The sequence below is a fragment of the Mesorhizobium sp. M0106 genome (assembly GCF_040322715.1).
Taxonomy (GTDB): Bacteria; Pseudomonadota; Alphaproteobacteria; order Rhizobiales; family Rhizobiaceae; genus Mesorhizobium.
Genome location: NZ_JAMYUA010000009.1, coordinates 64,689 through 86,459 on the forward strand (window position 1 = coordinate 64,689; position 21,771 = coordinate 86,459).

Consider the following 21,771-nt stretch of genomic DNA (forward strand, 5'->3'; position numbering starts at 1 on the left):
CGCCCCGTCCATGCGTCAAATATCAGCGGTAAGGCGCATCCAGCGAGATGTTGCGCGCCAGTTCACGCTCCCAGCGGTCGCCATTGGCCAGGAGCCGGTCCTTGTCGTAATACAGCTCCTCGCGCGTTTCCGTCGCGAATTCGAAATTCGGCCCCTCGACAATGGCGTCGACCGGGCAGGCTTCCTGGCAGAAGCCGCAGTAAATGCATTTCACCATATCGATGTCGTAGCGCACGGTGCGCCGCGTGCCGTCATTGCGGCGTGGGCCGGCTTCGATGGTGATGGCCTGTGCCGGGCAGATCGCCTCGCACAATTTGCAGGCGATGCAGCGTTCCTCGCCGTTCGGATAACGACGCAGCGCATGTTCGCCACGGAAGCGCGGGCTGACCGGCCCCTTTTCATGCGGATAGTTGATCGTCTCCTTCGGCGCGAAGAACTGGCGCATCGACAGGAAGAAAGCGCTGACGAAATCCTGCAAAAGCAGTGACTTGGCGGCCTGGGATAATGCTGACATCAGGCAAACCCGGTGAGTTTGAGGAAAGCGGCGGTAGCGACCACCATGAACAGCGAGATCGGCAGGAAGACCTTCCAGCCGAGCCGCATCAGCTGGTCGTAGCGGTAGCGCGGCACGAACGCCTTCACCATGGAGAACATGAAGAACACCAGGCAGACCTTGAGTACGAACCAGATCAGCCCCGGCACCCAGGTGAACGGCGCGAAGTTGAAGGGCGGCAGCCAGCCGCCAAGGAACAGGATGGTGGCCAGCGCGCACATCAGGACGACGGCGACATATTCGCCGAGGAAGAACAACAGGAACGGCGTCGAGGAATATTCGACCATATGGCCGGCGACGAGTTCCGATTCGGCTTCCACAAGATCGAAGGGCGGCCGGTTGGTCTCGGCCAACGCCGAGATGAAGAAGACGATGAACATCGGGAACAGCGACAGCCAATGCCAGTCGAGGAAGGTGTTGGGCAGGCCGAGCCGCGTGCCCAGCCCGTCCTGTTGCGACAAGACGATGTCGGACAGGTTGAGCGAGCCGACGCAAAGCAGCACGGTGACGATGACGAAACCGATCGAGACTTCGTAGGACACCATCTGCGCCGCCGAGCGCAGCGCGCCAAGGAACGGGTATTTCGAATTGGAGGCCCAGCCGCCCATGATGACGCCATAGACCTCGAGCGAGGAGATGGCGAAGACATAGAGGATGCCGACATTGACGTTGGCGATCGCCCAGCCCTCATTGACCGGGATAACCGCCCAGGCAGAGATCGCCAGCACCGCCGACACCAAAGGCGCCAGCAGGAAAACGCCCTTGTTGGCGCCGGACGGGATGACCGGCTCCTTGAAGACGAATTTCAGCAGATCGGCGAAGGCCTGCAGCGTGCCCCATGGGCCAACGACATTCGGGCCTCGGCGCAATTGCACCGCCGCCCAGATCTTGCGGTCGGCGTAAAGCACATAGGCGACGAAGATCAACAGAACGACTATCAGCACGACCGACTTCAAAAGGATCAGCAGCGCCGGCAGCACGTAGAAGGAGAAGAAGGTGTCCATGTCTACTCCGCCGCCTGCCTGAAGCCGTTCTTCGCCAAAGCCGAGCACTCGGCCATCACCGCGGAAGCCCGCGCGATCGGGTTGGTCAGGTAGAAATCCTTGACTGGCGAGGTGAAGGTGCCTTTGTTCAGCCGCCCGCCGAGCTTGGCAACCCTGGCGATGTCGGCCGGGTCGCCGGCCGCGACATGGTCGATGCGGGCAAGATGCGGGTATTCCGCATAGAGCTTTGCGCGTAGCTGCGGCAGCGAATCGAAAGGTAGCTTCTTGCCGAGCACATCCGACAGTGCCCGAAGGATCGCCCAGTCCTCGCGCGCCTCGCCGGGCGCGAAGCCGGCCCGGTTGGTCTGCTGCACGCGGCCTTCGGTGTTGACGAAGGTGCCCGACTTCTCGGTATAGGCGGCACCCGGCAGGATGACGTTGGCGCGGTGTGCGCCCTTGTCGCCATGCGTGCCGATATAGACGACGAAAGCGCCGCCGGTCTTGGCCATATCGATTTCGTCGGCGCCGAGCAGGAACAGCACATCGGTCTCGCCCAGCATGCCGGCGACGTTCCTGCCGCCCTCGCCCGGCACAAACCCGACATCGAGGCCGCCGACGCGTGCCGCGGCGGTGTGCAGCACGGCAAAGCCGTTCCAGTCGGCCCTGGCAGCGTTGACGGCGACGGCGAGCTTCGCCGCCTGGCCGAGCACGGCCGCCCCGTCCGGACGCGCCAGCGCACCCTGTCCGACGATGATCAGCGGATGCGTCGCCTTCTTCAGCAGCTGGAAGAACTTGCCGTTGCCGTCGGCCAGATCCTTCAGCGATTCCGGCCCGGCGCCGACCTGCTCGTAATCATAGCGCGTATCGCCGACATCGCCGATGACGCCGACCGGCAGATTGCCGGCCCGCCAGCGCTTGCGGATGCGGGCGTTGAGCAAGGATGCCTCGAAGCGCGGATTGGCGCCGATGATCAGCACCGCATCGGCCTGTTCGATGCCTTCGATGGTCGGGTTGAACACATAGCTCGCCCGGCCGAGCGACGGATCGAGTGCGGCGCCGTCCTGGCGGCAGTCGGTGTTCTTCGAGCCGAGCGAAGCCATCAGAAGCTTCAGCGCGTAGATCTCCTCGACGGCTGCGAGATCGCCGGCAATGGCACCGATCTTTTCAGGTGCCGCATTCGACACCGCTTCCTTGATCGCGGCAAAAGCCTCGGCCCAGCTTGCCGGGGCCAGTCTGCCGTCCTTGCGGACATAAGGGCGGTCGAGGCGCTGCGTGCGCAAGCCGTCCCAGATGAAGCGGGTTTTGTCGGAAATCCATTCCTCGTTCACCGCCTCGTTGGTACGCGGCAGGATGCGCATCACTTCGCGGCCCCGGCTATCGACGCGGATCGCCGAGCCGACGGCGTCCATCACGTCGATGGATTCGGTCTTGGTTAGTTCCCACGGCCGTGCCTGGAAGGCGTAAGGTTTGGAGGTCAGTGCGCCGACCGGGCAAAGGTCGATGACATTGCCCTGTAGTTCCGAAGTCATCGCGCTTTCGAGATAGGTGGTGATCTCGGCATCCTCGCCGCGGCCGATCAGGCCGAGCTCGGAGATGCCGGCAATCTCGGTGGTGAAGCGGACGCAGCGCGTGCAATGGATGCAGCGGTTCATGATGGTCTTGACCAGCGGCCCGATATACTTGTCTTCGACCGCCCGCTTGTTCTCGTGGTAGCGCGAGGAATCGACTCCGAACGCCATCGCCTGGTCCTGCAGGTCGCACTCGCCGCCCTGGTCGCAGATCGGGCAGTCCAGCGGATGGTTGATCAGCAGGAATTCCATCACGCCTTCGCGCGCCTTCTTGACCATCGGCGTGTTGGTGAAGATTTCCGGCGGCTCGCCGTTCGGGCCGGGGCGCAGGTCGCGCACGCCCATGGCGCAGGACGCCTGCGGCTTGGGCGGGCCGCCTTTCACCTCAATCAGGCACATGCGGCAATTGCCGGCGATCGACAGCCGCTCGTGGAAGCAGAAGCGCGGCACTTCCGCGCCGGCGTCCTCGGCCGCCTGCAGCAGCGTGTAATGGTCGGGTACAGTGATCTCTTTCCCGTCGACCTTGAGCTTTGCCATTTCGCCTCAAACCCCTGCGGACGTTCCGCAATCTTTCCTTCCGGGCGCAGCCGAGACCGCGCACGATATTGAATTCACTTTTTGGCCCCGGCCAACGCGGCCGCCTGACCGATCCAGCCGTCACGGCCGATGCGGCCCTTCAACGACAGGTAATCTTCGACCCAGGCGATCTCTTGCGGCGTCCACGCGGCGATCTGGGCGTATGTCCAGATGCCAAGGCCGTTCAGCACCTTTTCCAGTTTCGGCCCGATGCCCGATATCGCCTTGAGGTCAGCCGGCTCGGCTGGCCGATCCATCGGCTTGGGCTGCTTGAAATCCTCCGGCATCAGTCCGGCCGACGCATCCGCTGCAACGGTGCTGGCATTCGCCAAGCTCCGCGCCGCGGTGCTCGTCGCAATGTCGGTCACATCGTTGGCGAAGGACTGCGCCTCGGCAATCAGGGTTTTGGTCGCCGCGCGTGCCTTGGTCGAGGAGCTTTTGCCGGTCGCGGAAACGCGTTCCGTTCGCGCCTCGAAATCCTCGGCGACCGGCTGCCAAAGCCGCTGCGAGGACTCGGCCGCGCCTGAAAGCACGCCCATCCAGATACCAAAGGCGTGGTTGGCAAGGCCGATGCCGAGTGCCGTCATCGCCGCCGCGCCCGCGACAGGATGCGCCAGGAGATTGACGGCATTGGCCATCTCCTTCGGCATCATCCTGGTCAGATCCTGGTTCATCTTCAACAACGGGTCCATATCGGGCGTAAAATCGTCGGGTGTCGAAAACAGCGACATAGGTGGTCTCCTGGTCGTTTCCGTCTGCCCCGCGCTCGTTTCCTCGTGTCGGACATTCGTCCGCATTTTTGAATTCTTCTATTCCGCCGCCGCCAGCACCGGTTCGGCACGGTGCGCGTTGCGCGAAAACTCGTCGATGCGCCGCTCCACCTCGCCGCGGAAATGCCGCATCAGGCCCTGGATCGGCCATGCTGCCGCATCGCCCAGCGCACAGATCGTGTGGCCCTCGACCTGCTTCGTCACGTCGAGCAGCATGTCGATCTCGCGCTTCTGCGCCTCACCGCGCACCAGCCGTTCCATCACCCGCCACATCCAGCCGGTGCCCTCACGGCAGGGCGTGCACTGGCCGCAGCTCTCGTGCTTGTAGAAATAGGACAGCCGCGCGATCGCTTTCACGATATCGGTCGATTTGTCCATGACGATGACAGCCGCCGTGCCGAGGCCCGATTTCAGGTCGCGCAGCGCGTCGAAATCCATCGGCGCGTCGATGATCTGCTCGGCCGGCACCAGCGGCACCGAGGCGCCGCCCGGAATGACCGCCAGCAGATTGTCCCAGCCGCCGCGAATGCCGCCGCAATGCGTCTCGATCAGTTCGCGGAACGGGATCGACATCGCCTCTTCGACGGTGCACGGATTGTTGACGTGGCCGGAGATGCAGAACAGCTTGGTGCCGACATTGTTGGGCCGGCCGAAGGACGAGAACCAGGCGGCACCGCGGCGCAGGATGGTCGGCGCCACCGCGATGGACTCGACATTGTTGACTGTCGTCGGGCAGCCATAGAGGCCGACATTTGCCGGAAATGGCGGCTTCAGCCGCGGCTGGCCCTTCTTGCCCTCGAGGCTTTCGAGCAGCGCCGTTTCCTCGCCGCAGATATAGGCGCCGGCGCCATGGTGCATGTAGATGTCGAAATCGTAGCCGGAGGTGTTGTTCTTACCGATCAGCTTGGCCGCATAGGCCTCGTCGATGGCGCGCTGCAGCGCCTCGCGCTCGCGGATAAACTCGCCGCGCACATAGATGTAGGCGGCGACCGCGCCCATGGCGAAGCCGGCAAGCAGGCAGCCTTCGACCAGCGTATGCGGGTCATGGCGCAGTATGTCGCGGTCCTTGCAGGTGCCGGGCTCGGATTCGTCGGCATTGACGACGAGATAGCTCGGCCGGCCGTCGCTTTGCTTGGGCATGAACGACCATTTGAGCCCGGTCGGGAAACCGGCGCCGCCGCGGCCGCGCAGGCCCGATGCCTTCATCTCGTTGACGATCCACTCGCGCCCCTTGGCAACGATGCCGGGCGTGTTGTCCCAGGCGCCGCGCGCCATGGCACCGGCCAGCGACTTGTCGAAGCGGCCGTAGATGTTGTTGAAGATGCGGTCTCTGTCCTGAAGCATTGCTCGTTCCTCAGACCGGCTTCTTGCCGGTCGGCCGGCTCCTGTTTCCGGGCGACGGCTTGGCCGCAGCCTTCGCCGGTTTGACCTTGGCCTCCGGCGCTTTGAAAGCAGACGCCGGCTCGGCCTTGTTCTTGGGGCCCTTGCGCTGTTTCGAGACGTCCTCGACCTGCGGTTCGGCCTTGTTGGCATTGGCGGCCGAATGCAGAGGCGCTGCGACGCTCGCCGCCCTTTCCGCCGCGGGCGCGACTTTCGTCGCCGACGGCGATTTCAGCGCCGGGTTGGTCTCGACCGCGTCGGTCTTCGGCTTGCTGGCATTCGAGGGCGCAACCGGCGCCGGCGCGGCAGGAGCAGTTGGCGGGACTGATGCTGCGACGGCAGCCGCCGGCTCTGCATCCTTGGTGGCCTTGGTCGCCGCCCTGGTTTCCCGGTCGCGGGTCGCCTTGAGGATCGCCTTTTCGCTCTTGAGGGTCGTCAGGCCACTGGCCGGCTCAGAGGTGATGCGGCCGTTTTGCGGTCCTGGCGTCACCGAAGCACCTTTGCCGGCGTCATAGAGGTCGATGATCTCGGCAAGCCGCTCCGGCGTCAAATCCTCATAGGTGTCCTTGAATATCATCACCATCGGTGCGTTGACGCAGGCGCCGAGGCATTCGACCTCTTCCCACGACAGCGTGCCCTTGTCGTTGGTGTGGAATTGGTCGTGATGGATTTTCGAGCGGCACACATCCATCAGCGCTTCCGAGCCGCGCAGCATGCAGGGCGTGGTGCCGCAGACCTGGATATGAGCGCGGGTGCCGACCGGATTGAGCTGGTATTGCGTATAGAAGGTGGCGACTTCCAGCCCACGGATATAGGGCATGTCGAGCATGTCGGAGATCGTCTCGATCGCCGCCTTGGTCACCCAGCCTTCCTGTTCCTGCGCCAGCATCAGCAAGGGAATGATGGCGGACTGCTCGCGCCCCTTCGGATATTTCTTGATCCACTGCTTCGCCGCCGCCGCATTCGCCCGGTTGAAGGCGAAGGAGGCTGGCTGGAGGCTGGCTTCTGCGAGACGGCGGACTGACATTACGATTTCGCTTCTATGTTTCTACTGGTTAGAGTTGTAGGCGCGATAGCAATCCTCGGATCGCCCCAAAACGCATACGAACTCTTCATTTCCACGCTTCAGGCGGATGTATCCGTCATAGCGGCTATACACCCAAGCTATTGGCTTGCAACGATATTCTTCGGGGATCAATGACGCTACGAGGTTGTCATGAACCGCGCAGTTGGACGATGTCGACGGCCGGCCATGGACAAGAATGCCCTCATCCATTGCTGGGGTCTGGGTGCTCAAGCCACGGACTGTAAGCAGATCGCCTTCTGCAATAAGCTTGAACCCCTCTTTGAGAAGATCGGTCGACGAGAGACCCTCACCGGACCCAGCAAGCGACACTTCAGCGGAAGCCGCAAGGCATGCCGCGGCCAGAAACGCCTTTGACGGTCGAGCCATTCCCATCATCACCGATCGACCTCACCAAACACGATGTCGAGTGAACCCAACACGGCGGTGACGTCGGCCAACATGTGGCCGCGACACAAAAAGTCCATGGCCTGGAGATGCGCGAAGCCGGGCGCGCGCAGCTTGCAGCGATAGGGCTTGTTGGTGCCGTCGGAGACGAGATAGACGCCGAACTCGCCCTTCGGCGCCTCGACCGCCGCATAGACCTCGCCGGCCGGCACGCGGTAGCCTTCGGTGTAGAGCTTGAAATGATGGATCAGCGCTTCCATCGAGCGCTTCATCGCCGCGCGCTTCGGCGGCACCACCTTGCCGTCAAGGTTGGACACCGGCCCGCTGCCCTCCTTACCGAGCAACAGATCGACGCACTGGCGCATGATTTTCGCCGACTGCCGCATCTCTTCCATGCGCACCAGATAGCGGTCGAAACAGTCACCGTTCTTGCCGATCGGAATGTCGAAATCCATCTCGGCATAGCATTCGTAGGGCTGCGATTTGCGCAGGTCCCACGGCGCGCCCGAGCCGCGCACCATGACGCCGGAAAAACCCCAGGCCCAGGCGTCGGCCAGAGACACCGTCGCGATGTCGACATTGCGCTGCTTGAAGATGCGGTTGCCGGTCAAGAGTGAGTCGAGGTCGTCGACCGATTTCAGGAATGGGTCGATCCACTTGCCGATGTCCTCGATCAGCTTCTGCGGCAGATCCTGATGCACGCCGCCGGGGCGGAAATAGGCCGCGTGCATGCGCGAACCCGAGGCGCGCTCATAGAACACCATCAGCTTTTCGCGCTCGACGAAGCCCCACAGCGGCGGCGTCAGCGCGCCGACATCCATCGCCTGCGTCGTCACATTGAGGATGTGCGACATGATGCGGCCGATTTCCGAATAGAGCACTCGGATCAACTGGCCGCGCTTTGGCACCTCGATGCCGAGCAGACGCTCGGCGGCAAGCGCAAAGGCATGCTCCTGGTTCATCGGCGCGCAATAATCGAGCCGGTCGAGATAGGGCACGGCCTGCAGATAAGTCTTGGCCTCGATCAGCTTTTCCGTGCCGCGGTGCAACAGCCCGATATGCGGGTCAACGCGATCGACGACTTCGCCGTCAAGCTCCAGCACCAGGCGCAAAACGCCGTGCGCCGCTGGATGTTGCGGGCCAAAATTGATGTTGAAGTTGCGAACGGAGGTTTCAGCCATTTACTGCTTTGCCTTTTCATCCCCCGGAAGCACGTAATCCGTACCTTCCCACGGAGACAGAAAATCGAAATTGCGGAATTCCTGCTTGAGCTCCACTGGCTCGTAGATGACGCGCTTGGCTTCGTCGTCGTAACGCACCTCGACGAAGCCGGTCAGCGGAAAGTCCTTGCGCAGCGGATGGCCTTCAAAGCCGTAATCGGTCAGAATCCGCCGCAGATCGGGATGGCCTGAAAACAGCACGCCATAGAGATCATAGGTCTCGCGCTCGAACCAGTCGGCGCCGGGATAAATCCCGGTGATTGACGGCACCAGCGTCTCTTCGTCGGCCTGGACCTTGATTCGGATGCGGATATTCTGTCTCGGCGACAGCAAATGATAGACGACGTCGAAGCGCTTCGCCCGCGATGGATAATCGGCGCCGCAGACGTCGATGATCGAAATGAACTGGCATTTCGGGTCGTCGCGCAGGAAGATCACCACCTCGATCAGGTCGCGCGGCTCGACCGAGATGGTGAGTTCACCATAGGCGAACACCGCCTCGCCGATCCGGCCGATCAGCTTCTCGCCGAGATAGGTCGAGAGGTCATTCAACGCCTGGGTCATGACAACCTCGCCAACCAGCCCAGAACCTTGCGCGAGTCTTCTGGATCTTTTTCACCAAACCAGCCGCTCTCCCTGGCGGCGTCAATAGTCAAAAAAACCTGGCATTCATCATCGTCACCCGGCTCGCCAAAAAACAGCTTTCCGACAAACTGCCGGGTTTCCAGATGCGCAGGGTCGCCATTTAGAGCAACGCATTCCACAAACAGCTTTTCGGTAGTTGCTCCCTGGCCCGACGCGGCAGAGGAAAGCTTGGCCGACATTTCACCAATCAGATTCTTGGTTCGATCGCCAAGCGAACGCAGTCTTACGTCGCCATGATAAAAGATAATTCGTGGGTCGCTTGTCGGCTCGGCTTCCCAATCATTCAATCGGATGTCGATACCGACACCAGCAGCACCAAATTTCGTGTCTGTTGAGAGCGCAGAAGAATAAAACGTCGAACCGGAGTCCGTTTTTACAAATCGCTGTTCAGACGTTCTGAACATCAAATCCAGCCAAGGTTCAGGGTTGCCATAAATGATCCGATCTTCATCCATGGCGATTTACCGCTCGATCGTGCCGGTGCGGCGGATCTTCTTCTGCAGCAGAAGGATGCCGTAAAGCAGCGCTTCAGCGCTCGGCGGGCAGCCGGGCACGTAGATGTCGACCGGCACGATGCGGTCGCAGCCGCGCACCACCGAATAGGAATAATGATAATAGCCGCCGCCATTGGCGCAGGAGCCCATCGAGATGACGTAGCGCGGCTCCGGCATCTGATCGTAGACCTTGCGCAGCGCCGGCGCCATCTTGTTGGTCAGCGTGCCGGCGACGATCATGATGTCGGACTGGCGCGGGGACGCGCGCGGCGCGACACCGAACCTCTCCGAGTCATAGCGCGGCATCGACGTATGGATCATCTCGACGGCGCAGCAGGCGAGGCCAAACGTCATGAACATCAGCGAGCCACTGCGCGCCCAGGTGATCAGCGCCTCGGTCGAGGTGACGAGAAAACCCTTGTCGGCGAGCTCGTTGTTGATCTCCAGGAAGAACGGATCATCCTCCCCCACCGGCCTGCCGGTGTTGGGGTCGATGAGGCCCTTGGGCTTCGGCGCGACGAGCGTGCCGGAACTGTCGTTCAATCCCATTCCAGCGCTCCTTTTTTCCATTCATAGGCAAAGCCGATGGTCAGCACCGCCAAAAACACCATCATCGACCAGAAACCGAGCATGCCGATCTGGCTGAACGACACCGCCCACGGAAACAGGAAGGCCACCTCCAGATCGAAGATGATGAACAGGATCGACACCAGGTAGAAGCGAATGTCGAATTTCATGCGGGCGTCGTCGAACGAGTTGAAGCCGCACTCATAGGCCGAAAGCTTTTCCGGATCGGGGTTGCGATAGGCCACCAGGAAGGGTGCGGCGAGCAGCGCCAGTCCGACGACCAGCGCCACGCCGATGAACAGGACGATGGGCAGGTACGAACTCAACAATGCGTTCATTCTGCAGCTTTCCGTTGCGGCCAATCCACTCTGATTACAGCACCGGACCCACTTGCGGAAGCGTGACAGTTTAACCACTGAACCGTTTTAAGGGGGCTCTATGCTGCAACGCGGCGAGGGTTAGCGCAGCGCTTTCGGCGAAGCAAGTCAAACCTTGTTCAAATCGCGGTGCTGGACGGCATATCCGGGAAAACTGGTCCGATCCGCTCCTGTTGGATTTCCTTCACTTTTTACTCCACTTTTCTCTCCTGACATGGATGCCGCCAAAACCCTGCTAGCATGGCACGGAATCGCAGGTCATTTTCTCTGTCCAAAATCGTCCGGATGCCGCCTTCATGAAGGAAAAAATCTCGCTTGCCATGGCCCGCCGCATTGCGCTGGCGGCACAGGGATTCAATGACCCGCGCCCCACCGGCACGCCTGACCGCCGGCATCTGGCCCGCGTGCTTGCCCGTACCGGCCTGCTGCAGATCGATTCCGTCAGCGCCGTGGTGCGCGCCCACTATATGCCGCTTTATTCGCGGCTTGGCCCTTACAAGCTGGCGTTGCTCGACAACGCCGCCGTCACGCGCAAGCGCATGGTCTTCGAGTATTGGGCGCATGAAGCCTCGTTCTTGCCGGTCGAGACCTATCCGCTGATGCGCTGGCGCATGCAGCGGGCCGAACGCGGCGACGAAATGTACAGCGGACTGGCCAAATGGGGCCGCGAGCACGCCGCCTATATCGAAGACATCTATCGCGAGGTCGCCGAACGAGGCCCGATCGCGGCGTCGGCTTTCGAAGGCCAGAAGGGTTCGGGCGGCTGGTGGGGCTGGAGCCATGCCAAGCATGCCTTCGAGTGGCTGTTCTGGGCCGGCCGCATCACCACGGCGCATCGCCGCGGCTTCGAGCGGTTCTACGATCTGCCGGAGCGCGTGCTGCCGCCGGCGGTACTCGCGCTACCGGTTCCCTGTCCCGAGGATGCTCACCGCGAATTGCTGCGCATCTCGGCCCGCGCCCACGGCATCGCCACGGCAGGAGACCTGCGCGACTATTTCCGGCTCTCGCCCGCCGACATCAAGGGCCGCATCGAGGAGTTGGTCGAGGCCGGCGACCTGTTGCCGGTGAGCGTCGAAGGCTGGAGCAAAACAGCCTATCTCCACAACGACGCCCGTTTGCCGCGCAGGATCGAGGCGCGCGCCTTGCTCGCGCCGTTCGATCCCGTCGTCTTCGAGCGGTCGCGCACCGAGCGCTTGTTCGACTTCCACTACCGCATCGAGATCTACACGCCGGCCGAAAAGCGCCGGTATGGCTATTATGTGCTGCCATTCCTGCTCGGCGACAGCATCGTCGGGCGCGTCGACCTCAGGGCCGACCGTCCGGCCGGCGTATTGCGCGTCCATGCCGCCTATGCGGAGCCCGGCGCCCCGCCACAAACCGCTGCCGAGCTTTTCGAAGAATTGAAGCAGATGCAGGGCTGGCTCGGCCTGGAACGCATCGAGGTGACCGCTGCCGGCGACCTCGGCCGGCCGCTCGCGGATATCGCCGCGGCATAGACGTGCGTTGACACGACTGCCTCCACAAGCCTAAATCCGTTCCAGACGGTCCCCTGCCCGCAACGGCAGGGGCCAAGAGGGAATGCGGTGCGAAATCTCGATTTCAAATCCGCGGCTGTCCCCGCAACTGTAAGCGACGAGCCTCGGCCGAAAACCACTGGGATATTCCCGGGAAGGCGGCACCCAGGCGATGACCCGCGAGCCAGGAGACCTGCCGTCTAGGACATAAGAATCCGATCGCCTGGCGGGTTTTCCGGGCAAGGAGCCTGATTTGGAACGCGACAGCAGTTTTCCGGCTGAGACAGCGGATTTATTGTCCGGCCATGGTGATTCCCCGGCCGGCGTTACCGTCATCGTCTGCTCGTCCTGCCGTGACGAGACCGGTTCGGACGCTCATGCGCGCGCCGGCGAACTGCTCGCAGAGGACACGCGCCGCGCCGCTTCCAGCGAAAACATCAAAATCCGCACCGTCGAATGCCTCGGCAATTGCAAGCGCCGGCTCAGCGCGGCCATGCTGCGCGACGGCTGCTGGAGCTACGTCTTCGGTGATCTGACCACGACCAGCGGCGCCGATCTCGTCACCGGGGCAAAGCTGTTCGCCACCTCGACGGATGGGCTCATTCCATGGCGCGGCCGTCCCGATTGCCTAAAGCGCGGCCTCGTTGCCCGCATCCCTCCCCTTGACCTTCTGAAGGACTTGATATGACCGCTGCCTCCCTTTCGCGCGTTCCCTGCACCGTGGTCACCGGATTTCTCGGCGCCGGCAAGACGACATTGATCCGCCATTTGCTCGAAAACGCCAAAGGCAAGCGGCTGGCCATCATCGTCAACGAGTTCGGCGACATCGGCATCGACGGCGAGATCCTGAAGGGCTGCGCCATCGACACCTGCCCCGAGGAAAACATCGTCGAGCTGGCCAATGGTTGCATCTGCTGCACCGTCGCCGATGATTTCGTCCCGGCGCTGGACCAGATCCTGTCGCTGACGCCGAGGGTCGACCACATCCTGATCGAGACATCCGGCCTCGCTTTGCCCAAGCCGCTGGTCCAGGCCTTCCAGTGGCCGTCGGTGAAAAGCCGCGTGACGGTGGACGGCGTCATTGCCGTGGTCGACGGACCGGCGCTGGCTGATGGCCGCGTAGCCAACGACATGGACGCCCTGCAGGCGCAGCGCGCGCAGGACGAGACGCTCGACCATGACGATCCGGTCGAGGAAGTGTTCGAAGACCAGCTCGCCTGCGCCGACCTGATCATCCTGTCGAAGAGCGACCTGATGGACGCAGCCGGCGCGGCCCGTGCCAATGCCGTCATCGGCAAGCACGTTGCGCGGGCGGTGAAGATCGTACCGACTTCGCAAGGCAAGGTCGACCCGTCGGTGCTGCTCGGCCTCGGCCTCGCCGTCGAGGACGACATCGAGAACCGCAAGACCCACCACGACGACGAGCTCGACCACGAACATGACGATTTTGACTCGTTCGTCATCGACATCGCGTCCGTGTCCAACCCGGACGAGCTCGCACAACGGGTCGCCACGGCGGCGGAGGAAGAAAACGTGTTGCGCGTCAAGGGTTTCGTCGAAGTCGGCGGCAAGCCGATGCGGCTCCTGCTGCAGGCCGTCGGTCCGCGCGTCAACCACTATTACGACCGCGCCTGGACCGCTGACGACGACCGCCGCTCGCGCCTGGTCGTCATCGGCCTGAAAGGGCTGAACCGCCCGGCCATCGAGCGTATCCTCGCCGGCTGACCCCAGGTACGAGCCGCGATGCACATCCTCACCACCACATCCGCCTCGCTCGACGATCTCGCCGAGCCTGTCGATCTCAGGCAAACGCCTGCGGATGTCGTGGCGCTGTCCTTCACCGACAGCGACCTGGCCGGGCTGGCGGCGGCGTGGAAGGCAGATGCGCACCGCCTGCCGTCGATGCGGCTCGCCGCCTTGCGCGACCTGCGCCATCCGATGTCCGTCGACCTGTGGATCGACAGCGTCGCCCGCCACGCCAAGGTCATTCTGGTCCGCATCCTCGGCGGCTATGACTGGTGGCGCTATGGCTGCGACCAGCTCGCCGTTATCGCGCGAAATCGCGGTATCAAGCTGGCGCTGCTACCGGGCGAGAGCCACGACGAGGATTTGCGACTGATCGAATGCTCGACGCTGCCGCGCGAGGAGTTGGACGCCCTGCTTGGCTATTTCCGCGAGGGCGGGCCGGCAAATATGACGGCGCTGGTGCAGAGGCTGGCAAGTCTCGCTGGATCGGGTGCGGCGGTAGCCGAACCTGTTAGCATGCCAAAGGCGGGATTTTACGAGCCGGGACTGGGGGTCGTAGAACGCGGCGTCCCCCTCCCCCTCGAGGGGAGGGTCCCGCCCCAGGCCGGGGGTGGGGTCCTCTCCGAAGCGCGCCTACACAAAGCGTCGCGCACTGCCGTGACGACCCCACCCGGCCCTGCGGGCCACCCTCCCCTCGGGGGGCAGGGGGACGTCGTGCCAATTCTCTTCTACCGTTCGATGCTGCTCGCCGCCGATGTCGCGCCCATCGACGCGCTTTTCGAAGCCCTGCGCCACCGCGGCATGGCTCCCGTGCCTATGTTCGTCTCCAGCCTCAAGGACCCGGCCTCGCTCGCCTTTGTCGAAACCGCGCTCGCGACCCTGAAGCCTGCCGCAATCATCACTGCGACGGCTTTCGCCTCGGGTGCCGAGCCGGGCGTTGAAACCCTGTTCGACCGCGCCGGCGTGCCGGTGTTCCAGGTCATCGTCGCGACCACCCGCCGCGACATCTGGCAAACCAATCAGCGCGGCCTGGCGCCCGCCGACCTTGCCATGCATGTCGTCCTGCCCGAGCTCGACGGCCGCATTCTGGCCGGCGCCATTTCATTCAAGGGCGAAAGCGAAACCGACCCGGCGCTGGCCTTCCGCGCCTTCGCCAACCGGCCTGAGCCCGACCGCGTGGCGCAAGTGGCGAACCGTGTCGAGGCCTTCGTGCGCCTGCAGCGGACGCCGCGTGCGGAGCGCAAACTCGCCATCCTGATCCCCGACTATCCGAGCGCCCCCGGTCGCACCGGCTACGCGGTTGGTCTCGACGTGCCGTCCAGCGTGCTGGCAATGCTGCACGACCTGAGCGAACAGGGCTACGCCGTTGAAAGGATTCCGCAAACGCCGCGCGAGTTGCTGGATGCGTTGGAAAAGGACAGCCAAGGGTTGGCCCTACACGACTATCAGACCTTTTCGAAGGAATTGCCTGCAGCGGCAATCGCTGCGGTAGAGGCGGCTTGGGGGAATGCGGCAGATGAGACAAGTTTGTGCGAGGCACCCCCCTCTGTCCTGCCGGAGATGTCCGGCAGGACAGAGGGGGGTGTTCAAGCGCCTGCCGCCGCAAAATTCGCCTTCCGCGCAGCCACCTTCGGCAACGTCACCGTGGCACTCGCACCTGACCGCGGGCGCTCAGCCGACCGCCGCGCCGACTATCACGACCCGACGCTGCCGCCGCGCCATGCGCTGGTCGCCTTTGGCCTCTGGCTGCGCAAGTCGCTCGGCATCCATGCAATTGTCCATGTCGGCGCCCACGGCACGCTGGAGTGGCTGCCCGGCAAGACCGTGGCGCTCAGCGAAAACTGCTTTCCCGAGATAGTCACCGGTCTCCTGCCCGTAATCTATCCCTTCATCGTCTCCAACCCGGGAGAGGCAGCGCAGGCCAAGCGGCGCATTGCCGCCGTCACGCTCGGCCATCTGCCGCCGCCGCTGACCGGCGCCGGGCTGGACGAAAACCAGCACAGGCTTGAACGACTGGTTGACGAATATGCCCAGGCCGACGGGCTCGACCGCCGCCGCCGCGACCGCCTGGCGAAGCTGATCGTCGAGACGGCGGAAAAGACCGGCCTCGCCTCAGAGGCAGGCGTCGCCAGGACCGACGCAGCCGACGAGGCTTTGCGCCGCATCGACGCCTGGCTCTGCGATCTCAAGGATTTCGCCATCAAGGACGGCCTGCACATTTACGGCCGCTCGCCCGAAGGCGAAACCGATCCGTTGCGCCGGCAAAGTGCGGCAGCTGAAAAAACCGCGCTGCTTGCCGCCCTCGACGGCCGCCACGTCGCTGCCGGTCCCGCCGGTGCACCGGCACGGGGTCGGCGCGATGTTCTGCCGACCGGCCGCAATCTGTTCACCGCCGACCCACGCACCATGCCGACGCCGACCGCCTATGATCTGGGCAAGGTGGCAGCGGAAGAAGTGGTCCGCAGCCACATGCAATCGCATGGCGACTGGCCGCGCTCGCTGGTCATCGACCTGTGGGGCTCGGCCTCGCTGCGCACCGGCGGTGAGGAGATCGCGCAAGGCCTGGCGCTGATGGGCTGCCGGCCGCAATGGGATTCCGCCACCGGCCGCATCACCGGCATAGACGTGCTGCCGCCGGCAACACTCGGCCGTCCGCGCATCGATGTCACCTGGCGCATATCGGGCCTGTTCCGCGACATGTTCCCGACCCAGATCGCGCTGATCGACGCCGCGGCCAACGCGGTGGCGACCCGCGACGAGGACGATTCGGAAAACCCGCTCGCCGCTAGGACCCGCATCGACGGCAAGATCAGCCCGCGCATTTTCGGCACCTCGCCGGGCACTTACGGCGCGGGCGTCGAGGACTTGTTGTCGAGCGGCGACTGGGCCGCGCGCGAAGAGATCGGCCGCACCTATCTCGGCGCCACCTCGCACGCCTATGGCGGCTCCGAGGGCAAAGGCATTTCGGCGCCCGGCGCGTTCGAGGATCGCCTCGCCGAGGCCGACCTTCTGGTTCATACCGGCGACGACCCCGGCCGCGACATCCTCGAAGGCTCGGCCGACGTCGCCTTCATCGGCGGCTTTTCGGCAGCACTTGCCGCGCTCGGCAAAAACGCCGACGTAATCGTGCTCGACACCACGGACCCGCAAAGACCGAAGCCGCGCTCTATCAGTGAGGCCGTGTCGCGCGTCGTGCGGGCACGCGCCGTCAATCCGCGCTTCATCGCCGGCCAGATGCGTCATGGCCCGCGCGGCGCCTCGGAATTCGCCGAGACGGTCGACCGGCTTGTCGGCTTTGCTGAGACTACCCATGCCATATCGGGCACGCTTATCGAGGCCGTGCACGACGCCTATCTCGGCGACCCCGTGGTCCGCGCCTTCATCCTGCGCGAAAACCCTTCAGCCGCAAAAGTCATCGCCGAGCGTTTTCTCTCGGCACGGCGGCGCGGGCTCTGGCATCCGCTGCGCAATTCCATCGATGACGATCTCGCCGCACTGATTGCCGAAGCGCAAGCTCTGGGAGTGGCGGCATGAACGCTCTCTCGCGCCGTGGCGCCTGCCCCGCTTTGTCGGCGCCGATGCAGACCGGCGACGGGCTGCTGGTGCGGCTCAATCCGGTCGCTGGAGGACTGTTGCCGAAATCGTTGATCGGACTCTGCGAATCCGCCTTGCGCCATGGCAACGGCATCATGGAAGTGACCGCCCGCGGCAGCCTGCAGATCCGCGGCCTGACGCCGGCAAGCGCGCGGCTGCTGGCGATGGAGGTCGATGCGCTGGGCATCGCGGTGCGCACCGGCGTGCCGGTAGAGACCGGCCCGCTGGCTGGGCTCGACCTGGAGGAGATAGCCGACCCGCGCCCGATGGCGGAGCGGATTCGGGCGGCAATTGAGGACGCCGGTGTTACGCAACGCCTTGGCCCGAAGGTTTCGGTGATCGTCGACGGCGGCGGGCAGCTGACAATGGATGCGGTTACGGCCGATGTCAGGCTGGTCGGGGTGCGGGCCGCCGACGGAATTAAGTGGCGGGTATCGCTCGCCGGAGATGCGCAGGGTGCCACGCCGCTGGCGATGTCCGAGGAAGATGCGGCTTGTGACATCGCCGTCGCCATTCTCAGGATGGTTGCCGAAAAGGGCCGCGATGCCCATGCGCGGGATTTGACGGCGAGGCAGCTGAGATCTCTCGCAAGTTGGCGATCCTTCGCGCCCCCCTCTGTCCTGCCGGACATCTCCCCCACAAGGGGGGAGATCGGCAGCTTCGCCGGCGGCTTCCCCCCAGCACCTTCGGCGATTGGCGAAAGCGGAGACGAAGGCGCAATCTCCCCCCTAGAGGGGGAGATGTCCGGCAGGACAGAGGGGGGCGCGAAGGATCGCCGGCCCATCGGAGTTTTCGATCTGGCAGCCGGCAGTGCCGCCCTCGGCATCGGTCTGCCCTTCGGCAGCATGCCGGCGGACCACATCGTCACTCTCGTGCGGAGTGCCCTCGCCCTCGGCGCGACCGAAGTCCGCCCGGCGCCGCAGCGCGCGCTGCTTTTCCTCGGCCTTGCGCCAGCCGCCTGCTCGTCCCTTCAAGACGCAGCCGCAGCCCTCGGCTTTGTCACCGACGCAGCCGATCCGAGCACCAGGATCGCCGCCTGCCCCGGCGCACCCGCCTGCGCCTCCGGCCGCATCGCCACCCGCGACATCGCCGAGACCATCGCCGTGGAAAACCGCGATATCCTCGATTCCTCCTTAACGCTGCACATCTCCGGCTGCGCCAAGGGCTGTGCCCATCCCGGTCCGGCGGCGCTGACCCTGGTCGGTGGCGAAAACGGAGCCGGACTTGTCGTGGACGGGACGGCAAAGGCATTGCCCGCCGGATACAGGCCGGGCTACGACGCCGCGCACGGCATCGGCCGCGTTGCAGCGGTGATCCGCAGCGCACGACATCCCGGCGAAACCGCTGCCGCCTGCCTGGCAAGGCTCGGCGCGGCCGGCATCACCGAAATCTACCGACAGGAATGAGCATGCCCGCCCAGAACGCCTACGACTACATCCATGACGGCACGGCGATCTACGAGCGCTCCTTCGCCATCATCCGCGCCGAGGCCGACCTGTCGCGCTTTTCCGAAGCCGAGGCCGAAATCGCTATCCGCATGATCCACGCCTGCGGCCAGGTCGAGGCAGCGCGACATTTCGTTTTCTCGAGCGATTTCGTCGCCGCCGCGCGCACGGCGTTGGGGGCCGGCGCGCCGATCTTCTGCGACGCGCAGATGGTCTCGCACGGCGTCACGCGCGCCCGGCTTCCGGCCGGCAACGAGGTGATCTGTACGCTGCGCGATCCGCGGACAGCCGACATCGCGAAAAAGATCGGCAACACCCGCTCGGCCGCGGCGATCGACCTGTGGGGCGAGCGCATGGCCGGTTCGGTCGTCGCCATCGGCAATGCGCCGACAGCCCTTTTCTATCTGCTGGAAAAGCTGCGCGACGGCGCCCCGAAGCCGGCGGCGATCATCGGCATGCCGGTCGGGTTTGTCGGCGCCGCTGAATCGAAGGATGCGCTGGCCGAAAATTCCTATGGCGTGCCTTACGCCATCGTGCGCGGCCGGCTGGGCGGCAGCGCCATGACCGCCGCCGCCCTCAATGCATTGGCGAGGCCGGGCCTATGAATGCGATTGCAAAAGGCAGGCTTGTCGGCGTCGGCACCGGTCCTGGCGACCCGGAACTCTTGACGCTGAAGGCAGTGCGCGCGCTGGCCGAGGCCGATGTCGTCGCGCATTTCGCCAAGCGCGGCAACAACAGCAACGCCCGGGCCATCGTCGAAACCCATTTTCGCCCCGATTTGATTGAACTGCCGCTGCTCTATCCGGTGACGACCGAAATCGACAAGGATCACAGCGATTACCGCTCGCAGATCACCGATTTCTATGAGCAATCGGCCGAAAAGGTCGCCGAGCACCTCAGCGCCGGCAGGATGGTCGCGGTGCTCTCGGAGGGCGACCCGCTTTTCTACGGCTCCTACATGCATCTTCATGTCCGGCTGGCGCACCGCTTTCCGAGCGAAGTCATTCCCGGCGTCACCGCCATGTCCGGCTGCTGGTCGGCGACCGGCCTGCCTATCGTCCAAGGCGACGACGTGCTGACGGTGCTGCCGGGCACCATGAGCGAATTCGAGCTGACGCGTCGCCTCGCCGATACCGACGCTGCGGTGATCATGAAGGTCGGCCGCAACCTGCCCAAGATCAAGCGCGCGCTGGAGGCAACCGACAAGCTGGCGCGGGCCATCTATGTCGAGCGCGGCACCATGCCGGGCGGTGTCTCGATGCGGCTTGCCGACAAAAAGGATGACCAGGCGCCTTATTTCGCCATCGTGCTGGTGGCCGGCTGGTCGGGCCGGCCAAGCGCATTGAAAGCCGAAGCATGAGCGGCCGCCTCACTGTCATCGGCCTCGGGCCCGGCAACGCCGACCAGGTGACGCCAGAGGCAAGCCGCGCCGTTGCCGAGGCAAAATTCTTCTACGGCTATAAACCCTATCTCGACCGGCTCGATCTGCGCCCCGACCAGATTCGCGTCGCTTCCGACAATCGCGAGGAACTCGCGCGCTCCAGGGACGCGCTGTTCAAGGCTGCGGAAGGCCACGATGTCGCCGTCGTGTCGGGCGGCGATCCCGGCGTCTTCGCCATGGCCGCGGCCGTCTGCGAGGCGATCGAGGCGGGCCCACCCGAATGGCGCGCGGTCGACATCGCCATCGTGCCCGGTATCACCGCCATGCTCGCCGTCGCCGCCCGCATCGGCGCGCCGCTCGGCCATGATTTCTGCGCCATCTCGCTGTCCGACAATCTGAAGCCGTGGGACCTGATCGAGCTACGCCTGCTGGCGGCAGCCGGCGCCGGCTTCGTAATCGCGCTCTACAATCCGATCAGCAAGGCGCGCCCATGGCAGCTAGGCCGCGCTTTCGAATGCCTTGCTGCGATCCTGCCCGGCACCACGCCGGTGATCTTCGGCCGTGCCGCCGGCCGTCCCGACGAGCGCATCGAGGTTTTTCTGCTGGCCGACGCCGATGCCGCGAAGGCCGACATGTCGACCTGCATCATCATCGGCTCGCCGGAAACCAGGATCATCAAACGGGGTGACAAGGCCGCGCTGGTCTACACGCCGCGTTCGGCAGCAGGCCCAAGAACATGACCGACCAGAAAATGATCGACCATCGCGGCAAGACATTCGACGGTCTCAGCCGACGTGACGTCCGGCAGCGCCGGCCTGCGGATCATCACCACCTCGATTCCCAGCGCTCGCGCCGCCGCGATCTTGCCGTAGGTCGCCTCCCCGCCGCTGTTTTTGGAAACAACGACTTCGATGTGGTGTTGCAGAAGCAATGCATGTTCGTCGACTTCCCGAAACGGCCCGCGCGCCAAGAGATAGGTCGCGTCGGGCACAGCGAGCCTGGGCTCGACCGGGTCGACACTGCGGATGAGATAATGATGCTGGGGAGCGGCCTTGAAGGCAGCGACCTCCTGTCGCCCGAGCGCCAGGAACACGCGGCGCGGCACCGATCCCAAAGCCGTCACCGCGCTGGCAACGGTGTCGACCAACATCCAGCGATCACCTTCGACCGCCTCCCATCCGGGACGCCTGAGCGCAACGATAGGCACGCCGGTCATGCGCGCTGCTTCCGCCGCATTGGCGGAGATTCGCGCCGCATAGGGATGCGTGGCGTCGATCAGCAGGTCGATCTTGTTCTGGCGGAGATACGCCGCCAGCCCGCCGGCACCGCCGAAGCCGCCGACCCGCACCGGCACCCCCTGCGCGGCCGGGTTTTCGGTGCGGCCGGCCAGCGACAGTATGACCGAAATATCCGCGCGCGCGGCCAGCTTTCCGGCCATTTGCCGGGCTTCGGTGGTTCCGCCGAGGATCAGTATGCGGTGGGTCATC

20 protein-coding genes and 1 riboswitch are annotated in these 21,771 nt (G+C 64.3%); of the genes, 8 read left to right on the plus strand and 12 right to left on the minus strand.

Annotation, left to right across the window (positions count from 1 at the left end):
- Nucleotides 1-22 precede the first annotated feature (22 nt).
- The 11 genes from nuoI to NKJ55_RS11630 form a co-directional block, all read right to left on the minus strand.
- The gene (nuoI, locus tag NKJ55_RS11580; protein WP_023676622.1) at nucleotides 23-514 is read right to left on the minus strand and encodes an NADH-quinone oxidoreductase subunit NuoI; all 492 of its coding nucleotides are present in this window, start codon (nucleotides 512-514) and stop codon (nucleotides 23-25) included.
- The gene (nuoH, locus tag NKJ55_RS11585; protein WP_352450011.1) at nucleotides 514-1,557 is read right to left on the minus strand and encodes an NADH-quinone oxidoreductase subunit NuoH; all 1,044 of its coding nucleotides are present in this window, start codon (nucleotides 1,555-1,557) and stop codon (nucleotides 514-516) included. The genes nuoI and nuoH overlap by 1 nt, the downstream gene beginning before the upstream one ends.
- A gap of 2 nt (nucleotides 1,558-1,559) precedes the next feature.
- A complete protein-coding gene (nuoG, locus tag NKJ55_RS11590; RefSeq protein WP_352450012.1) occupies nucleotides 1,560-3,641 on the minus strand; it encodes an NADH-quinone oxidoreductase subunit NuoG in 2,082 nt (693 codons plus the stop codon).
- A gap of 74 nt (nucleotides 3,642-3,715) precedes the next feature.
- Nucleotides 3,716-4,411, minus strand: coding sequence for a helix-hairpin-helix domain-containing protein (locus tag NKJ55_RS11595; RefSeq protein WP_352450013.1), 696 nt, complete (start codon nucleotides 4,409-4,411; stop codon nucleotides 3,716-3,718).
- 78 nt (nucleotides 4,412-4,489) lie between these two features.
- Nucleotides 4,490-5,794, minus strand: coding sequence for an NADH-quinone oxidoreductase subunit NuoF (nuoF, locus tag NKJ55_RS11600; protein ID WP_023676626.1), 1,305 nt, complete (start codon nucleotides 5,792-5,794; stop codon nucleotides 4,490-4,492).
- Between the two features lie 10 nt (nucleotides 5,795-5,804).
- Nucleotides 5,805-6,857 (minus strand): NADH-quinone oxidoreductase subunit NuoE, encoded by a 1,053-nt coding sequence (gene nuoE, locus NKJ55_RS11605; protein ID WP_352450014.1) that lies wholly within the window; start codon nucleotides 6,855-6,857, stop codon nucleotides 5,805-5,807.
- A 434-nt stretch (nucleotides 6,858-7,291) separates the two neighbouring features.
- Entirely contained in the window at nucleotides 7,292-8,482 is a 1,191-nt protein-coding gene (locus NKJ55_RS11610) for an NADH-quinone oxidoreductase subunit D (protein ID WP_352450015.1), read from the minus strand.
- Nucleotides 8,483-9,085 carry an NADH-quinone oxidoreductase subunit C gene (locus tag NKJ55_RS11615; RefSeq protein ID WP_352450016.1) on the minus strand — a complete coding sequence of 201 codons (603 nt, stop codon included), beginning with the start codon at nucleotides 9,083-9,085 and terminating at the stop codon, nucleotides 8,483-8,485.
- Nucleotides 9,082-9,621 carry a hypothetical protein gene (locus NKJ55_RS11620; RefSeq protein WP_352450017.1) on the minus strand — a complete coding sequence of 180 codons (540 nt, stop codon included), beginning with the start codon at nucleotides 9,619-9,621 and terminating at the stop codon, nucleotides 9,082-9,084. The genes NKJ55_RS11615 and NKJ55_RS11620 overlap by 4 nt, the downstream gene beginning before the upstream one ends.
- A 6-nt stretch (nucleotides 9,622-9,627) precedes the next feature.
- A complete protein-coding gene (locus tag NKJ55_RS11625) occupies nucleotides 9,628-10,209 on the minus strand; it encodes a NuoB/complex I 20 kDa subunit family protein (RefSeq protein ID WP_023720749.1) in 582 nt (193 codons plus the stop codon).
- Nucleotides 10,200-10,565, minus strand: a complete 366-nt coding sequence (locus NKJ55_RS11630) for an NADH-quinone oxidoreductase subunit A (protein WP_023798850.1) — start codon at nucleotides 10,563-10,565, stop codon at nucleotides 10,200-10,202. The genes NKJ55_RS11625 and NKJ55_RS11630 overlap by 10 nt, the downstream gene beginning before the upstream one ends.
- Before the next feature lie 335 nt (nucleotides 10,566-10,900).
- Here NKJ55_RS11630 and NKJ55_RS11635 point away from each other — a divergent pair, with 335 nt between their 5' ends.
- The 8 genes from NKJ55_RS11635 to NKJ55_RS11670 all read left to right on the plus strand — a co-directional run bounded on the left by NKJ55_RS11635 (nucleotide 10,901) and on the right by NKJ55_RS11670 (nucleotide 21,024).
- On the plus strand, nucleotides 10,901-12,100 hold the full coding sequence (locus NKJ55_RS11635) for a winged helix-turn-helix domain-containing protein (RefSeq protein WP_352450018.1): 1,200 nt from the start codon (nucleotides 10,901-10,903) through the stop codon (nucleotides 12,098-12,100).
- A 29-nt stretch (nucleotides 12,101-12,129) separates the two neighbouring features.
- Nucleotides 12,130-12,333, plus strand: a riboswitch (cobalamin riboswitch).
- 38 nt (nucleotides 12,334-12,371) lie between these two features.
- Entirely contained in the window at nucleotides 12,372-12,806 is a 435-nt protein-coding gene (locus tag NKJ55_RS11640) for a DUF1636 family protein (RefSeq protein ID WP_352450019.1), read from the plus strand.
- Complete coding sequence (cobW, locus tag NKJ55_RS11645) at nucleotides 12,803-13,843, plus strand: cobalamin biosynthesis protein CobW (RefSeq protein WP_352450020.1); 1,041 nt, start codon at nucleotides 12,803-12,805, stop codon at nucleotides 13,841-13,843. Before NKJ55_RS11640 ends, cobW begins: the two co-directional genes overlap by 4 nt.
- An 18-nt stretch (nucleotides 13,844-13,861) precedes the next feature.
- A complete protein-coding gene (gene cobN, locus NKJ55_RS11650) occupies nucleotides 13,862-17,398 on the plus strand; it encodes a cobaltochelatase subunit CobN (RefSeq protein WP_352450021.1) in 3,537 nt (1,178 codons plus the stop codon).
- Entirely contained in the window at nucleotides 17,395-18,864 is a 1,470-nt protein-coding gene (cobG, locus tag NKJ55_RS11655) for a precorrin-3B synthase (protein ID WP_352450022.1), read from the plus strand. The genes cobN and cobG overlap by 4 nt, the downstream gene beginning before the upstream one ends.
- On the plus strand, nucleotides 18,861-19,508 hold the full coding sequence (locus NKJ55_RS11660; protein ID WP_502894830.1) for a precorrin-8X methylmutase: 648 nt from the start codon (nucleotides 18,861-18,863) through the stop codon (nucleotides 19,506-19,508). The genes cobG and NKJ55_RS11660 overlap by 4 nt, the downstream gene beginning before the upstream one ends.
- Nucleotides 19,505-20,263, plus strand: coding sequence for a precorrin-2 C(20)-methyltransferase (locus NKJ55_RS11665; protein WP_352450024.1), 759 nt, complete (start codon nucleotides 19,505-19,507; stop codon nucleotides 20,261-20,263). Before NKJ55_RS11660 ends, NKJ55_RS11665 begins: the two co-directional genes overlap by 4 nt.
- Nucleotides 20,260-21,024: a precorrin-3B C(17)-methyltransferase gene (locus NKJ55_RS11670; RefSeq protein WP_352450025.1), complete on the plus strand. Its 765-nt coding sequence runs from the start codon at nucleotides 20,260-20,262 to the stop codon at nucleotides 21,022-21,024. The genes NKJ55_RS11665 and NKJ55_RS11670 overlap by 4 nt, the downstream gene beginning before the upstream one ends.
- Here the strand turns inward: NKJ55_RS11670 and NKJ55_RS11675 are convergent.
- Nucleotides 20,988-21,770 (minus strand): cobalt-precorrin-6A reductase, encoded by a 783-nt coding sequence (locus NKJ55_RS11675; RefSeq protein WP_352450130.1) that lies wholly within the window; start codon nucleotides 21,768-21,770, stop codon nucleotides 20,988-20,990. The genes NKJ55_RS11670 and NKJ55_RS11675 overlap by 37 nt on opposite strands.
- Nucleotide 21,771: the final 1 nt, after the last annotated feature.

Coding starts and splice junctions, on each gene's coding strand:
- NKJ55_RS11660 (WP_502894830.1), top strand. CDS start 18,861: ATGAGCATGCCCGCCCAGAACGCCTACGACTACATCCATGACGGCACG.
- NKJ55_RS11670 (WP_352450025.1), top strand. CDS start 20,260: ATGAGCGGCCGCCTCACTGTCATCGGCCTCGGGCCCGGCAACGCCGAC.
- cobW (WP_352450020.1), top strand. CDS start 12,803: ATGACCGCTGCCTCCCTTTCGCGCGTTCCCTGCACCGTGGTCACCGGA.
- NKJ55_RS11635 (WP_352450018.1), top strand. CDS start 10,901: ATGAAGGAAAAAATCTCGCTTGCCATGGCCCGCCGCATTGCGCTGGCG.
- nuoF (WP_023676626.1), bottom strand. CDS start 5,794: ATGCTTCAGGACAGAGACCGCATCTTCAACAACATCTACGGCCGCTTC.
- cobN (WP_352450021.1), top strand. CDS start 13,862: ATGCACATCCTCACCACCACATCCGCCTCGCTCGACGATCTCGCCGAG.
- NKJ55_RS11610 (WP_352450015.1), bottom strand. CDS start 8,482: ATGGCTGAAACCTCCGTTCGCAACTTCAACATCAATTTTGGCCCGCAA.
- NKJ55_RS11630 (WP_023798850.1), bottom strand. CDS start 10,565: ATGAACGCATTGTTGAGTTCGTACCTGCCCATCGTCCTGTTCATCGGC.
- NKJ55_RS11615 (WP_352450016.1), bottom strand. CDS start 9,085: ATGACCCAGGCGTTGAATGACCTCTCGACCTATCTCGGCGAGAAGCTG.
- NKJ55_RS11595 (WP_352450013.1), bottom strand. CDS start 4,411: ATGTCGCTGTTTTCGACACCCGACGATTTTACGCCCGATATGGACCCG.
- nuoE (WP_352450014.1), bottom strand. CDS start 6,857: ATGTCAGTCCGCCGTCTCGCAGAAGCCAGCCTCCAGCCAGCCTCCTTC.
- NKJ55_RS11665 (WP_352450024.1), top strand. CDS start 19,505: ATGAATGCGATTGCAAAAGGCAGGCTTGTCGGCGTCGGCACCGGTCCT.
- nuoI (WP_023676622.1), bottom strand. CDS start 514: ATGTCAGCATTATCCCAGGCCGCCAAGTCACTGCTTTTGCAGGATTTC.
- NKJ55_RS11675 (WP_352450130.1), bottom strand. CDS start 21,770: ATGACCCACCGCATACTGATCCTCGGCGGAACCACCGAAGCCCGGCAA.
- NKJ55_RS11620 (WP_352450017.1), bottom strand. CDS start 9,621: ATGGATGAAGATCGGATCATTTATGGCAACCCTGAACCTTGGCTGGAT.
- cobG (WP_352450022.1), top strand. CDS start 17,395: ATGAACGCTCTCTCGCGCCGTGGCGCCTGCCCCGCTTTGTCGGCGCCG.
- nuoH (WP_352450011.1), bottom strand. CDS start 1,557: ATGGACACCTTCTTCTCCTTCTACGTGCTGCCGGCGCTGCTGATCCTT.
- NKJ55_RS11625 (WP_023720749.1), bottom strand. CDS start 10,209: ATGGGATTGAACGACAGTTCCGGCACGCTCGTCGCGCCGAAGCCCAAG.
- nuoG (WP_352450012.1), bottom strand. CDS start 3,641: ATGGCAAAGCTCAAGGTCGACGGGAAAGAGATCACTGTACCCGACCAT.